This window comes from Shewanella mesophila, assembly GCF_019457515.1.
Lineage (GTDB): Bacteria > Pseudomonadota > Gammaproteobacteria > Enterobacterales > Shewanellaceae > Shewanella > Shewanella mesophila.
In genome coordinates this window covers 511,581-526,645 of sequence record NZ_CP080421.1, presented here as the reverse complement: position 1 = coordinate 526,645, position 15,065 = coordinate 511,581, and the positions used below count along the sequence as shown (strand labels likewise).

The 15,065-nt window shown below is 45.8% G+C and carries 14 protein-coding genes; 7 read left to right on the top strand and 7 right to left on the bottom strand.

The features are described from left to right. Positions 1-207: 207 nt before the first annotated feature. Positions 208-666 (bottom strand): hypothetical protein, encoded by a 459-nt coding sequence (locus tag K0I73_RS02335; protein WP_220062949.1) that lies wholly within the window; start codon positions 664-666, stop codon positions 208-210. 190 nt (positions 667-856) lie between these two features. Between K0I73_RS02335 and K0I73_RS02330 the strand changes: the two genes are divergently transcribed. Further along, positions 857-1,690, top strand: coding sequence for a mechanosensitive ion channel family protein (locus K0I73_RS02330; RefSeq protein ID WP_220062948.1), 834 nt, complete (start codon positions 857-859; stop codon positions 1,688-1,690). 45 nt (positions 1,691-1,735) lie between these two features. On the opposite strand, the gene K0I73_RS02325 is transcribed toward K0I73_RS02330, so the two are convergent. Continuing rightward, complete coding sequence (locus K0I73_RS02325; RefSeq protein ID WP_220062947.1) at positions 1,736-2,614, bottom strand: radical SAM protein; 879 nt, start codon at positions 2,612-2,614, stop codon at positions 1,736-1,738. 225 nt (positions 2,615-2,839) lie between these two features. Here K0I73_RS02325 and K0I73_RS02320 point away from each other — a divergent pair, with 225 nt between their 5' ends. Beyond that, on the top strand, positions 2,840-3,085 hold the full coding sequence (locus K0I73_RS02320; RefSeq protein WP_220062946.1) for a hypothetical protein: 246 nt from the start codon (positions 2,840-2,842) through the stop codon (positions 3,083-3,085). A 100-nt stretch (positions 3,086-3,185) separates the two neighbouring features. Here K0I73_RS02320 and K0I73_RS02315 read toward each other — a convergent pair whose 3' ends face one another. The 3 genes from K0I73_RS02315 to K0I73_RS02305 form a co-directional block, all read right to left on the bottom strand. Next, positions 3,186-3,635: a GNAT family N-acetyltransferase gene (locus K0I73_RS02315; RefSeq protein WP_220062945.1), complete on the bottom strand. Its 450-nt coding sequence runs from the start codon at positions 3,633-3,635 to the stop codon at positions 3,186-3,188. Positions 3,636-3,898: 263 nt separating this feature from the next. Next, positions 3,899-5,482 (bottom strand): DHA2 family efflux MFS transporter permease subunit, encoded by a 1,584-nt coding sequence (locus K0I73_RS02310; protein ID WP_220062944.1) that lies wholly within the window; start codon positions 5,480-5,482, stop codon positions 3,899-3,901. Next, a complete protein-coding gene (locus tag K0I73_RS02305; RefSeq protein WP_220062943.1) occupies positions 5,479-6,540 on the bottom strand; it encodes an HlyD family secretion protein in 1,062 nt (353 codons plus the stop codon). Before K0I73_RS02305 ends, K0I73_RS02310 begins: the two co-directional genes overlap by 4 nt. A gap of 111 nt (positions 6,541-6,651) precedes the next feature. On the opposite strand from K0I73_RS02305, the gene K0I73_RS02300 reads away from it, so the two are divergent. The 3 genes from K0I73_RS02300 to K0I73_RS02290 all read left to right on the top strand — a co-directional run bounded on the left by K0I73_RS02300 (position 6,652) and on the right by K0I73_RS02290 (position 9,794). Beyond that, positions 6,652-7,590, top strand: coding sequence for a LysR family transcriptional regulator (locus K0I73_RS02300; protein ID WP_220062942.1), 939 nt, complete (start codon positions 6,652-6,654; stop codon positions 7,588-7,590). 115 nt (positions 7,591-7,705) lie between these two features. Next, on the top strand, positions 7,706-8,434 hold the full coding sequence (locus K0I73_RS02295) for a YebC/PmpR family DNA-binding transcriptional regulator (RefSeq protein WP_220062941.1): 729 nt from the start codon (positions 7,706-7,708) through the stop codon (positions 8,432-8,434). Positions 8,435-8,741: 307 nt separating this feature from the next. Then, entirely contained in the window at positions 8,742-9,794 is a 1,053-nt protein-coding gene (locus tag K0I73_RS02290; RefSeq protein ID WP_220062940.1) for a DUF4382 domain-containing protein, read from the top strand. Between the two features lie 58 nt (positions 9,795-9,852). Here the strand turns inward: K0I73_RS02290 and K0I73_RS02285 are convergent, their stop codons facing one another. After that, the gene (locus K0I73_RS02285) at positions 9,853-11,232 is read right to left on the bottom strand and encodes an SO_0444 family Cu/Zn efflux transporter (protein ID WP_220062939.1); all 1,380 of its coding nucleotides are present in this window, start codon (positions 11,230-11,232) and stop codon (positions 9,853-9,855) included. A gap of 2 nt (positions 11,233-11,234) precedes the next feature. Further along, positions 11,235-11,714, bottom strand: coding sequence for a Zn(2+)-responsive transcriptional regulator (gene zntR / locus K0I73_RS02280; RefSeq protein ID WP_220062938.1), 480 nt, complete (start codon positions 11,712-11,714; stop codon positions 11,235-11,237). 301 nt (positions 11,715-12,015) lie between these two features. Between zntR and purH the strand changes: the two genes are divergently transcribed. Continuing rightward, the gene (gene purH, locus K0I73_RS02275) at positions 12,016-13,605 is read left to right on the top strand and encodes a bifunctional phosphoribosylaminoimidazolecarboxamide formyltransferase/IMP cyclohydrolase (protein ID WP_220062937.1); all 1,590 of its coding nucleotides are present in this window, start codon (positions 12,016-12,018) and stop codon (positions 13,603-13,605) included. An 85-nt stretch (positions 13,606-13,690) separates the two neighbouring features. Further along, positions 13,691-14,983: a phosphoribosylamine--glycine ligase gene (gene purD / locus K0I73_RS02270; protein ID WP_220062936.1), complete on the top strand. Its 1,293-nt coding sequence runs from the start codon at positions 13,691-13,693 to the stop codon at positions 14,981-14,983. The last annotated feature ends 82 nt before the right edge of the window (positions 14,984-15,065 follow it).

Here is a 15,065-nt window from a genome sequence, read left to right as displayed (position 1 = left end):
TGTCTTGTGACATGATTAAAAATCGATGCGAAGTAAACGCTATTTTTAAGATGATAGCAATGAATTTTTATGCTTTAAAAGTAATTTTTTATCTTCAAAAAACAAGAGGGGGATTGATAGAAAAAAAGCACTTAATAAACAGATTTTTAAACGTCAGCTTAACAATAGATCATGCTGGGCATTGCACCCAGCATCACGAGTTCAATCTCATTTGATAGCTTCAAGTAAGGCATCACTGGTTTCAACTCGAGTCACGTTGATAATTTTAAGCTGTTGTAAATGGATAACCGTTGCGGTTTCTTTATCCCCAGGCCACAATTTTGTTGGCTCGCCTTCTCTATCTAATGCGATATTAAAAGGAAGATCTTGCATTTGTGGCACAGCCACAAACTTAGCAATTAACGATGGCATGCCACTAATATCTGCGACGTAAACGAGCTCTTTTGACCGCTGTTCTTCAGGGAGTGACTCGAGCGCTCCCTTGATGATATCGCCACCTTTCATGCCCCTGCTAAATAGTACAACTCGCGTCTTATCGGTCACGCTCAGTACTTTATCATGCTGATCTTGTAGCGAAATAGCATTTACACTATCGCCTACGACTAAACTGCTTGCTTGTACACTTATGCACGTAAACAAACTTAACGCTAATATGATTGCCTTCATAACACTCCTTATAAACTCATCGCCTTTGGACTATAACTTAACCCTGTCCCATTCCCTTTAAATTGTTAGTCATTGCTTGAAGTAACTCACGCATTAGCCTCAATTTAAGATAGTTAAAGATAACTATTATCAAGCTATTGAATATTAAGTAACATATGCAATACAGCTGATCCCTATCAAGGATAGTAATATGAACGAAAATGGCCTAGAGCAGGAGCTTGCTCAACTACAGAACGTCTATAACTTATTGACCGAATTTCTGGTCAAATATAGTTTCCAACTGATCGGGGCAGGCCTTATCTTTCTGCTCGGACTCTGGGTTGCCAGCAAGGTTTCTAATCTTGTAGCTAAGCAGTTTGAAAAGCACAAGATCGATATAACCCTAAGTAACTTCGTCTCCAATTTGGTGAGAATACTGATTGTCGTCATGGTGGGGATCATCGCACTCGGCAAGCTGGGCATAAGCATTACCCCTATGGTTGCAGCAATAGGCGCAGCATCTCTTGGAGCCGGTTTAGCATTGCAAGGTATGTTGTCGAACTATGCAGCAGGTGTCACCATTATCGTTACTCGCCCCTTTGTCGTCGGTAACACGATAGAAATTAAGGGGGTGAGCGGTGTGGTAAAAAACATCCATCTTGGCCTTACGCAGCTCACCAATGAAGAGGGAGAGGTGATCAATATTCCTAACAAGCATATTGTCGGCGAGATCTTGCATAACTCGTTTGAGTACAAGCTGGTTAACATCCAATTCAATGTCAGCTATAACAGTGATGTTAATCAGGTTATTGCAATTGCAAATAATGTATTGACCAGCAATGAAGAGGTCAACTCAGAACGTCCACCACAAGTGGGAATTAATGGCTTCAATAGTATTGGCATAGAGATAGGCCTGCGCTACTGGGTACCGACTCAGAGTTACTACCAAAATAAATATCAGATTAATTTGAACTTGATGAACGCAATGCAACGAGCAGGCATTGATATTCCCTGCCCAGTGCGCGAAATTCATATCGAAAAGTAGCAGATAAAATCAGCCAGTGAGCCAAGTTCATTTCCCTTGGCTCACTTATAAACCTCTTTGCCACTCTTGGCGTAATGGCACCATACCTTGTAGCGCATGTTCAACCTGCGATAGTAGTTGTGGCTTATCCCTGCCTAACACACCTTTGAGCACTAGATAATTCGACGCATGATCGGAGCGAAAAATCGTTTTATCTAACTCAAGATGGCTAAGCAAAGTATGCATCTCACTCAACACTCCCCGTTGATCTGGCAGATTAAATTGACCATCGAAGCGGTTATCCATACGCTCTGTCCCTAAAGGTAAAGTCACCACTAAGGTCGACAGATAATCAGGTTGTGCGGCGTTCATTAACTCAGCCGAATTACGTGCATGTTGCTGTGACAACTCCACCCCACCTAAGCCATTAAGGATCATCACCGAAGATTTCATCCCGGCCTTGCGAATTCGCTGTAGTGCCAGCAGAGAGGATTCAAAGGTTTCACCCTTTTCGATACGTGCCAACACTTGATCATCACCACTCTCACAACCCACATATAACAAACTTAAGCCTAACGCTCTTAAACGAGATAGCTGATCATCGGTTTTATTTTTAAGATTACGCGGCAGACAGTAACTGCTAATACGCGTGACTTGTGGGAGGTGTTCTCGGATCAATAAACAGATAGCTTCTAAACGCTTAAAGGGAAGGCTCATGGCATCACCATCGGCAAGAAATACCCGAGATACATCCACAGCACTTCGCTCGACCTTAAGGATATCGGCCTCTATATCATCGAGTTTTGTTGCCCTAAACTGCTTCTGGGGCGCGGTATACATATCGCAGAAACTACAACGATTCCAGCTACAACCATTGGTCACTTGAAGGATAAGCGACTTCCATTCCGACGGCGGCCTAAAAACAGGCTCAATATAATTAATCATCTTTTCCTTCCATCAAAAATGCATAAAATGTGAACACCCTCATGATTTTTACCTTTCAGATTGTTTCTCGATGCAGAAATTGATCTCGTTCAATAAATATTCAGTTACGTGTAAATAGAATGACTGACGTTAATCTAATTAAGATTAATCTGTTACTTCTGCCTGGCGCTGTCAGTGCAACGTGAAAAATGGGCTGCATCGGCCTACATATGTAAAGATAATAACATGCAAATAGCACAACAACTGCAAGACAGGCGAGGGAACGTCCTGCATCATGATGAGCATTGGAGCTCGATGAGTGCGGAACAAAAAATGGCCCTTTATAGCCTGCACCGATATGGTTATCGGCTTTTGTTTGTTCGCCATTTGCCTTCGGGTCCTCTAGCGATTATCGCGCAACAACACCAACTATCAACCATAGATAGACACGGTGATGTGAACCATAATCCTAAGATCTACTTACGGGATTAACACTCAGTTATTTGACGAGTGTTTAATCGCTTATAAGGCGAAATTGCCCAAACATAAAGGAGCACATATTGTACTCCTTTTTATAGGCTGACTATCTGTTCTAGCTTAACAACATATCCATATGAGGAATTCCGTCCTCAAGATAGACCTCCGATACCTGTAAAAAACCTTGTCTTCGATAGAAATCGGCTAAATATTCTTGCGCGCCGATCTGAATGTTAGCATCGGGCCAATGTGCTCTCGCTACCGCAATGGCATTTTGCATCAGCTGATGCGCAACACCACCACCACGAGACATTTCCGCCACGACTACTCTACCGATACTGGCATCAGGATAACTCACACCTGGCGCAAGTATACGAGCATAGGCAACAATACGTCCTTGTTTGTCACAACCTAAGAGGTGCCTTGTATCCGATAAAAGGTCTTTGCTATCTAACTCTGGATAAGGACAATTTTGTTCAACCACAAACACATCAATTCGTAGTTTTATTAGCTCATATAACTGCTCGATACTTAGCTCTGCAAAGCCATAATCATTCCACTGCACAACCCACCTCCTCCATAGCTAATTGGTTAGTCTACCTGTAATTAGCAATCACAGACAATCCCTAGGGCCTGTTGATCTTTTAAGGGTATTTTTGCAACGAATTGTTGGGTATCTATACAATGACGAAACTTTGTGGTGTCGTTATTATATTCTACATAAAAAGCTGAAAACGCAGTAGAAGTGACCAACAAACGCTGCCCGAAGGGTTCGGCTAAAAACATTTTTGTCTCGAACGAAATTCAACCAGTAAAGCTCAACAGGGCCTAGGATTGCACAGGTTTTCTTATTGCGAGAACCGCAAATACAGCTATCAGTAATAACCCAGAGATCATCAGAAATACATCGTTATAAGCTTGAATATAGGCTTGCTGAATCATGGTCTCCCCCAATAGCGCACTCGCTTGTGCTTGGGCTGTCACAGGATCCGACCCCGCTTGTATAAAAAGCTGTGCACTATTGTTTAAGTACTCATAAGCACTGGCACTCACCGCTGGGATAGTTTGCTTCATATCGGCAAGATGTATTCTGGATTGGGTGTCCACCAAGGTTGATACTAAAGCAATACCAAATGCCCCACCGAGATTACGGATCACATTAAGCACAGTCGATGCAGATGCATTCTCAGACAGACTAATATGTAAGGTTGCGATAATCCCAATTGGCACCAAGATAAATGGCTGCCCTAAAGCCCTAACGATCTGTGAGATCACCATTTGATCCCCCGAAAAATCAAGAGTCATATGGCTATTCATATAGTAGCTTAAACCAAACATGGTAAAGCCAAATGCCGCTAAATAGCGCGGATCAAATCTTTGCATCAACTTAGGCACTAATGGCAACACCAGCAGCTGGGGAAACCCCATCCACATGATCACTTCACCTATCTCTAACGGACTATAGTCGTGGATTTGCGACAAATATAAAGGGATCATATAAATCGCAGAAAACAGCGCCATACCAAGCAAGAAATAAGATACCGTAGACAATGCAAAATCTCGTTTACCGAGTAAGCGCAAATTCACTAGTGGTGCAGGTTTTTTTAGCTGAATATAAATAAACAGCGCAATATTAATCGCAGCGACAATAGCCAGATTCTGGATCAATTCAGAGCCAAACCAATCTTTACGATTGCCTTCTTCGAGCACCACCTCTAGGCACCCCATCCCTAAAGCCATGGTCACTATCCCAGAAAAGTCGGCATTTTTAAGCTTGCCCCATTCAATCGGTTTGTGCTGTAACCCATAAGCTAACATCGACATCACCAATAAACCGGGGGGAACATTGATATAAAACAGATAATGCCAACTAAACTGCTCTGTTAGCCAGCCACCGAGAGTGGGACCTATCGAAGGAGCAAAGGTTGCAGTTACACCAAACAACGCCATCCCCATAGCGCGTTTTTCCTCTGGCAATAACTCCAAAATCAACCGAAAAGCCAATGGAATTAACGCACCACCGAAGAAGCCTTGCAAAGCTCGAAAGGCAATCATCGACTCTAAGTTCCAGGCTATAGAACAGAGTAATGAGGCACCAATAAATGCCGCGGTCGTCCACAGTAGATAACGTCGAACAGAGAGGCCCTGACTAAGCCATCCTGATAATGGGATTGCTATCATCTCAGCAACCAAATAGGCGGTCGCAATCCAAGAGCCCTCCTCTAGCGTCGCGCCTAAACTCCCTTGGATCTCTTTCATCGAAGCATTAGTGATCTGAATATCTAAGATCGCCATAAAAGCACCGATCAAACCACCAAATACCGCAATCCATGAGCGATAGCTACCGCGCTCATAGCCTTGGGGATTAGGCTCTACAGGCTGATGTTCCTCTACGGTAGTCGCAGCGCTCATCGGTTGACCTTAGGGCTACTCGCTATCACAGTATCTTGCTGAGCAACACGGGTATCGACTTTCACCACGGCGCTTAATCCGGGCACGATATTAGTCTGATCATCTAGCTCTAAACGTATCCGCACCGGAATACGCTGAACGATTTTAGTGAAGTTACCAGTCGCATTTTCGGCAGGTAATAAACTAAATTTGGCACCAGAGGCTGGCGATAAGCTATCGATGATACCGTTAAAGGTTTTGTCGGGAAACGCATCAATATTTACCTGCACCAGCTGCCCTGGTTGCATATGTTGGATCTGGGTTTCTTTAAAATTAGCCGTGATCCATACAGCACCATCTGGTACCAAACTGTATAAGGCTTGACCAGGCTGAACATACTGACCTGAAAGCGCTCCTCGTTTGCCTATCACACCTGAGAAAGGGGCTCTAATTTGCGTATCGGCAAGTTGAATTTGTGCCAGCTCTAATCCCGCTTTAGCTAAATTGACTTGTGATTGACTCTGTACCAGGCGAGCATTCAAAACTGCTAGTTCAGCCTGCTTAGCAACCAATGCCGCATTTGATTCGTCTAAATGACCAACTGCTGAGTCAAATGCAGCTTTCGCTTGGTCTACTTCATCTTGTGAACTGTAATTCTTATGTTTGAGCTGGTTGGTTCGCTTAAGTTGTTGTTCCGCCCTCACCTGCTCAGCTTGCGCAGAAGCTACACCCGCCGCAGCTTGGGTAATTAAGGCATGCTGTAGCTCAACTTGCGCGATCAAGGTTTGTAGCTGCGCTTCGCTACTTTGTAAATTAGCTTGGCTTTGATCCACCTTCGCTTGATATTGATTAGACTCTAACGCCGCTAATAACTGCCCTTTTTGCACGTGCTGATTATCGGTAACATCAGTGGAAACCACATAACCAGGTACTTTGACGCTAATATTAGAAATGTCGGCTTCGACATAGGCATTGTCGGTCGATTCAATAAAGCGAACTTGGCTCCACCAATAATACCCACCAGCTGCCATTAGAAGGGCAGCTAGCGGTAACACAACAAATAGTCGACGCTTTGACATTAATACTCCAGTTCATAAAGCTCTTGATTAGTGCTTTATAGTTTACTACTGTCTTACAATGTTTATTAGATAGCCAAGAAATTACCAACTGTTTCACAGGTGTAACAATAGATGGATTTGAATCGTATTCAGATGTTTGCTCAAGTCGTGGAAAAGGGCAGCTTTACCGCCGCAGCAAAAGCGATGGGACTGACCAAGGCAACCGTGAGCCGTAAGATCGCCGAGTTAGAAACCGATTCAGGAGTTCAATTACTGTATCGCACCACGCGGGCACTCAAGTTAACCGAAGCTGGAAGTATCTATTACAATAAGATCCAGCGAATTTTAGCCGACCTACAAAGCGCCGAAGATCAGTTAAGTGCAAGTCAACAGACCATCAAAGGCAACCTGAGGATCGTCTGCCCCATCGAATTAGGACAACTCTTTTTTGGACGTATTTTTGCTCGCTTCTTAGAAGCTTATCCAGACATGACAATCGAGGCTGAGCTAACCAATCGTAAAGTCGACGTTATCGAAGAGGGGATCGATATCCTATTTCAAGTAACCGACATTAACGATAGTCGCTTGCAAAGCTACAATATCCTGCATACCGCAAAAGCATTGATGGCCAGTCCAGATTATTTAGCGCGTTATGGCACTCCAACATCACCCTATGATTTAACCAACCATCGAGCGATTAGATTAAAGTCTACCCATATCGACGGTAGTTGGACTCTCTTTGATGGCAAACAATGGATAGATTTTGAACCTAGAGCCCAATTGACCGTTAACAACGTCACCTTAGCTAGAGAAGCCGCTATCGAGGGATTAGGTATCGCAACCGTCCCAAATTTGGTCGCGCAAAATGCTCTCAGCGAAGGTTTACTCGTTCAGCTATTAGACGATTTTCCCATGGCGCAAACCAAAGTGTCGATGAGTTTTCCCCGCAGAGCATACTTACCTCAAAAATACCGCACCTTTATTGAGTTCTTCTACAATGCCATCTTTGCAGTAAGACAGGATGAAATATTAGAAGTGCCAGATTTTATTACTAGACCCACTAAAACATAGCGTCCAACAGTGACACTTGGCGCTGTTTTGACAAATTCATACGTCAGCTGTGCAAAACTTTCGATAAAGCTGCTAATATTGGGCCAATTTTTTTAGCTTAATGAGATAGATCAAGATGGGAAGAGCATACCAAAACCGCAAAGAATCTATGGCCAAAACGGCTGGACAAAAAACTAGACTTTATTCTCGTTACGGCAAAGAACTCTATGTTTGCGCTAAGAACGGTGGTTTTGATCCAGACGGTAACCTAGCGCTGCGTCAAATGATCGCTAAGGCTAAAAAAGATCAAGTGCCAGCTCATGTTATTGAGCGCGCAATTGAAAAGGCTCGCGGCGGCGGCGGTGAAGACTATGAAACTGCTCGCTACGAAGGATTTGGTCCTGGTGGCGCTATGGTCATCGTCGACTGCTTAACCGATAACGGTAAGCGTACTTTTACCGAAGTTCGCCAAGCATTCGTTAAAAATGATGCCAAACTTGGTGGTCCGGGCACTGTGGGGCATATGTTTGATCATCAGGCTGTTTTTGTATTCGCTGGCGATGACGAAGATGCGATTCTTGAAATGCTCATGATGGCAGATGTCGATGTAACCGATGTCGAGCTAGAAGACGGCATGATCAGCGTATATGCTCCTCACACAGAGTTCTTTAAGGTCAAAACCGCATTAACAGCTGAATTACCTGAAGATACCGAGTTTGTTATGGAAGAGATCACTTTCGTTCCGCAAACCATGACCGAAGTAACCGATCCAGAAATTATCGAGCAATTCGATAAGTTTCTCGCTGCACTAGAAAACTGCGATGACGTACAAAACGTTTACCATAATGCTGAGTTTAAATCGTAACGTCTCGTTATAACGACTTAGTCGCTCAACAAAAAATACTATCGGTTTATTGTCAAAGAACCACGGCAATAGACCGATTTTTTATGTTTGCATGGCCGAAATTTAACCACTTATTTTTGACATCCGCCAACTCGTTGTCACTCTGTAATCCCGCCTAAATTGAACTGCTGTAAAACCCATCAAACTCACGAATATTCGGGGGTTTCGTATAGACTTGAGCTCAAACTAGACTATGCTTAATCGATACTTTTCCCCTATGGATAGCACCATACTAGGGATGAAATATTACAAAAGAGATAGGGAACTTATGATATACACTAAGTCGATATTAGCCATTACTGTAGCCAGCTTGCTAACCGCCTGTGGTGGTAGCGATAGCAATGATACTCCACAGCCAATCACTGGTACTTTCAGCCTAGGCGTGTCGGATAACCCTGCCGATGCCGAAATCGTTAACATCGCCTTTAAACAGGTCGTGCTTAAAGGCAATGGAGAATCACTCTCGTTTGATGTATCCGACAACGGTGAGCTAAAGCATGTCGATCTGCTCCAGTTCCAAGGCCAAGAGGTGGAGACTTTAGTCAGTGGTCAATCTATACCCACTGGTGAATACCAAATGTGTATCTACATGGAAAAGAGCGAAGTCGCTAACGAAGATAGCTCCTACGTAAAAACGGCAGATGGGATTGCAGGGTTAACCACCAATAGTAATGGTAGCTGCGGCGGTGTTGGCGCCGAGGAACCAGGGACTGGACGACTGTTCTTCAATAAATCTTTTACCATTGCTGCTGGTAATAATGCCTTCGTAGCCGAGTTTAACCTTGGTCAAGGCTTGCAAGCGCCTCACGGAAACAAAGACTATTGGACACTTAAGCCCACCGCTGTGCAACTGGTTAACAATGCCGAAGTTGGCGCGATTAAAGGTCAGATCAATGCCAGTGATAGTGAAACGATAGCCAATATAAAAACAGACTGTGAAACAGCTGCTGGCGGGACTGAATATAGCCAAGCCGTGTACCTATATCCAGCAGACACTGCACTGACTGACATGGTGGACTTCCGCCCTGATGCCGACATCACAGCACCACAAGCCGCCCCGATGGCATCAGCCCGTGTCAACGCTATGCTAGACCAAAATGATGAAGTGACTGGCTATGAATATGAATTTGGCTTCGTAACCGCTGGCACCTATAGCTTGGGTTATACCTGTGTGGCTCAAAATGATGATCCTGAATCCGTGAATACACCAGAAGACGCAGAGATGCCTTTCTTTATTCACATTGACGAGCAAACTGTCGAGGTCACAAACGGCACTACCACAGAACGTCACTTTCCTATGGCTTTTGTCCCTGCAAGTTAACACTCAACATATTGAGATATAAAAAAGAGCGCTATTAGCGCTCTTTTTTATTGGAACGTTATGAACAGCAATCTCTGCGCCACCAGTTTTTAGGTAACTTCTCTAACAAGACTTTGAGCATCAATATCGCTAACACCACACCCGAGGTGTAAACGACAGTTGATGGCAATAGACTGTGTTGTTCGCCAATCTGTGGCATCACCACAAAGCCGAAGCTATCCACCAGATAATTAACAATAACCCCTGACACTAACGCCACACCCAGTACCCCACCTAAGTAACCATACAAGGCGCGTTTACCTAACTCTTTAGTGACAACTCCTAAGGTAGCAATATTGGTTGCAGGCCCCGCTAACATAAATACTAATACCGCGCCCGGTGACACACCTGCCAGCAATAAACCCGCCGCAATTGGCGTTGATGCTGTGGCGCAAATATACATAGGCACAGAGATAAGCACCATAACTAACATCGCCAATATGCCATCGCCCCACTTCGCCATAAAATCACCAGGGACATAGGTTTGTACTAAAGCAGCGAAAAACAAGCCGATCAACAGCCAGATAGTGGTATCACGAACCAAATCGGTGGCGGCGTAATGCAGTCCTTTGGCCATTCTCGAAATAACTGAGGTTCCTTGTAATTCCGAAGCGATATCTTTAGTCGACTCACAGCAGCTCTCTTCTTTATTGGCACTATTTTCTGTGCTGCAACAACTCGCGACGGGCTCGACTTTAGCCGCCTTACTGCTACAACAGCTAGCACTCGCGGTCGCAGGCTTGAGGTCGACCACTGGTTTAGCCGCCATCTCCATCATGCGATTGCTTTGTGCGACTGGACGCATGGCGAGTGGCTTATCCTCTGGAGTTGAACCACAGCTGCTTTTTTCTGCCGCTGTTGTTTTGCTACTGCAACAACTTTTAATTACCGGCTCAACTTTTTTACCGCTACAACAACTGCTCCTTGACTCTTTATCTAATACACTCTTGTCGGCTGCCCTCATAGCAACAGCACTTTTTCCTGCCACAACGGCGCTTTCATCCGCTTCATCGCGTCCGACTAATAGCCCTGCAACAATCGCACTCGTCACCGCAGCAATCGGCCTAACAATGGCCATAAAAGGACCGAGTAATACATAAGACACACTAACCGAGTCGATACCCGTTTCAGGAGTAGAGACTAAAAACGAGGTAGTGGCAGCCTTAGAAGCGCCTGAGCGACGCAGCCCAACCGCGGCAGGGATCACGCCACAGGAGCACAGTGGTAATGGCGCACCTAGAATCGCCGCTTTGACCGTCGCCTTAAAGCCGTGACCACCGAGCTGTTCTTGCATCCAGCTCATAGGCACAAACATCTTGAGCATACCGGCCAACACAAGACCCAATACCAGCCATGGCGCCGAATCTAGAAATAGATCGATAAAATTACTAAATAGCATAGTTAACCCTTCACCTTACAACTTGCTTTGTATTCTGTTGATGTATGTTGATGTGTATGGTTCTCACACTTCACCTCGGCTGAATTGGATTCTAGCGCCTCGAGGATCGAACAATGTTCTGCGCTTTCAGGGCCACCACAACAGGCATCGGACAGACGCTGCAATGACTCTCTAAAATAATTGAGTTCGGCGATTTTGGCCTCGACATGTTCGAGCTTTATATCGACCATGCCTTTGACATCGGCGCAGGCCCAATTGGACTTATCCAGCTCGATTGACAACAACTCAGTTATCTCGGCGAGTGTAAAGCCCACGGCTTTCGCTCGTAGGATAAAACGTAGTCGCTCAGCATCACTCTCGGTATACATGCGATAGCCCGCCTCGGTTCGCATCGAGGGTGACAGCAAACCATGCTTTTCGTAGAACCTGAGTGTGTCAGCTTTGACATCACACGCTTTTGATAGCTCACCAATGCGATACATAAATCATCCAATTGGGGTTTATATGGTTGTCGAATATCTTAAGTATAAACCTTAGAGTTAAATCTAAGGTCAAGGGTTATTATGCGGATTTTATCATAGGGTGCTTGTTCGCTTAGGCGTATTGTGAAATCGCGCAGAAAAAAACAGCGTGGCACACCATTTTACGTTAAAATACGCGCGCCGCGATGGACAGTAACAATAATTGAGGGACTTTTGGAAAGCATAGCAAGCCGTTACCCACGGTGAACTGTTCTGCTTTCCGAAAGATCCTTAAAAATAACTACTGGACCCTGTACCCAAAATGAATAATGCCAGACCTATTCGTCGCGCGCTGCTAAGCGTTTCTGATAAAACCGGAATCCTAGAGTTTGCACAAGCCCTGCATGCTCAAGGTGTTGAACTGCTCTCTACTGGTGGCACCGCTGCCCTACTAGCAGACAACGGTGTGCCTGTCATTGAAGTCTCTGACTACACTGGTCACCCTGAGATCATGGATGGTCGCGTTAAGACCTTGCACCCTAAAGTGCACGGCGGCATTTTAGCGCGCCGCGGTATCGATGAGATAGTCATGGAACAGAATGCCATTAAGCCTATCGATCTGGTTGCCGTAAACCTATACCCATTTGCCGAAACCGTCGCAAAAACGGGCTGCACCTTAGCCGATGCCGTTGAGAACATCGATATTGGTGGCCCAACTATGGTGCGCTCGACCGCTAAAAACCATAAAGACACGACCATCATTGTGAACGCAGCCGATTACGGCCGCGTCATTGCAGAGATGCAGGCCAATGAAGGTAGCACGACGCTTGAAACCCGTTTTGACCTAGCCATTGCTGCTTTTGAGCACACAGCTGCATATGACGGCATGATCGCCAACTACTTCGGAACTATGGTGCCAGCGCACAGCAAAGATGAGTGCCACGATGATTCTAAGTTCCCTCGCACTTACAATACCCAGCTAGTGAAGAAACAAGATCTTCGCTACGGCGAGAACAGCCATCAGAGCGCCGCTTTCTATGTGGATCTCAATATTGACGAAGCCTCAGTGGCTAGCGCTGTACAATTGCAAGGTAAGGCCCTGTCTTATAACAATATTGCCGATACTGACGCCGCACTTGAGTGCGTGAAAGAATTCGACGAGCCAGCCTGCGTTATCGTGAAACACGCTAACCCATGTGGCGTAGCCATTGGCAGCGACCTGCTTGACGCTTACAACCGCGCTTATCAGACCGACCCAACCTCAGCCTTTGGTGGCATTATCGCCTTTAATGGCGAGCTTGATGCAGCAACCGCGAGCGCGATTGTTGAACGTCAGTTTGTTGAAGTGATCATCGCGCCAAGTGTGAGCCAAGCCGCACGTGAGGTGGTTGCAGCTAAAGCCAATGTGCGCCTGCTAGAGTGCGGCCAGTGGAACGCTAAGACCACCAGCCTAGACTACAAGCGTGTCAACGGTGGCCTACTGCTGCAAGACCGTGACCAAGGTATGGTGAGTCAAGCCGATGTCACAGTGGTATCAAAACGTCAACCGACCGAAGCCGAAATGAAAGATCTGATGTTCTGCTGGAAAGTGGCCAAGTTTGTAAAATCAAACGCCATTGTCTATGCCAAAAACAGCATGACCATTGGTGTTGGCGCTGGCCAAATGAGCCGCGTATACAGCGCCAAAGTCGCAGGCATTAAAGCCGCTGACGAAAACCTCGAAGTGGTTGGTTCTGTTATGGCATCCGATGCTTTCTTCCCATTCCGTGATGGTATCGATGCTGCAGCAGCTGCGGGTATCAGCTGCATCATCCAGCCAGGTGGTTCGATTCGTGACGAAGAGATCATTGCCGCTGCAGATGAGCACGGTATGGCAATGGTATTTACTGGCATGCGTCACTTCCGTCATTAATCACCATTAGATTAGAGCAGCCTACTTTGGCTGCTTTTTTCGTTAAAAGAACATAATCATTTTATAATTAGAGGGATGGATCAAGATGCAAGTATTGGTTATTGGTGGTGGCGGTCGCGAACATGCGTTAGCGTGGAAAGCTGCCCAATCAGCACAAGTTGAAAAAGTCTTCGTTGCACCAGGTAACGCAGGTACCTCTCTAGAGCCAAAATTAGAAAACGTCGCCATTAACGTTGAAGAGATCAATGCATTAGTTGAGTTTGCTCAATCAAACAAGATTGAACTCACGATAGTCGGCCCAGAAGTGCCATTATCACTTGGGGTTGTCGATGCATTTAACGAAGCTGGTCTGCCTATTTTTGGCCCAACCCAAGGCGCAGCTCAGTTAGAGTCTTCTAAAGCATTCACTAAAGATTTCTTAGCTCGTCACAACATCCCAACCGCGGCCTACTCAAACTTTACCGAGATTGAACCAGCCAAAGCTTATGTCGTTGAAGTCACCGCGAGTACTGGCTATCCAATCGTCATCAAAGCCGATGGCCTAGCTGCGGGTAAGGGGGTGATTATCGCCCAAGACCAAAGTGAAGCAGACGCCGCAATTGAAGATATGCTAGCGGGTAACATGTTTGGTGAAGCTGGTTCCCGGGTAGTGATCGAAGAGTTTTTAAAAGGTGAAGAAGCCAGTTTCATCGTGATGGTCGATGGGCACAACATTCTTGCCATGGCCACCAGCCAAGATCATAAAGCGCGTGACAATGGCGATCATGGCCCTAACACGGGCGGTATGGGCGCCTATTCTCCAGCGCCGGTTGTCACCCAGGCGGTCCACGATTGGACGATAGCCAATGTTATTCGACCAACCGTGGATGGCATGGCGGCTGAAGGCAATGTCTACACAGGCTTTCTCTATGCAGGCTTGATGATTTCACCCGATGGCAGCGCTAAGGTACTTGAATACAACTGCCGTTTTGGCGATCCAGAAACTCAACCTATCATGATGCGTCTTAAATCTGACTTAGTTGAGCTTTGCTTAGCCGCCACTCGTGGCGAGCTAGACCAAGTCACTGCCGAGTTTGATTCGCGCGCGGCCGTTGGTGTGGTTTTAGCCGCAGGCGGATACCCAGATGCGTACCGCAAGCACGATGTGATTGATGGGCTAACGCTAGGCAATAATGACGCTAAAGTGTTCCATGCGGGCACCTGCATGAAAGAGGGGCATGTGGTTACTAATGGCGGCCGCGTGTTATGCGCAACGGCGTTAGGCAACACAGTGACAGAAGCACAGCAATCGGCATACGCCTTAGTCGATCAAATTCACTGGGACGATGTGTATTTCCGCACCGATATAGCCTACCGTGCTATCGCCCGCGAAAGCTAAAATACAGCACAGTTATAAAAACCGGTCACTGGCCGGTTTTTTTACGTCTTTACTTACGCATCTCTCTAAATTGCCTATCACT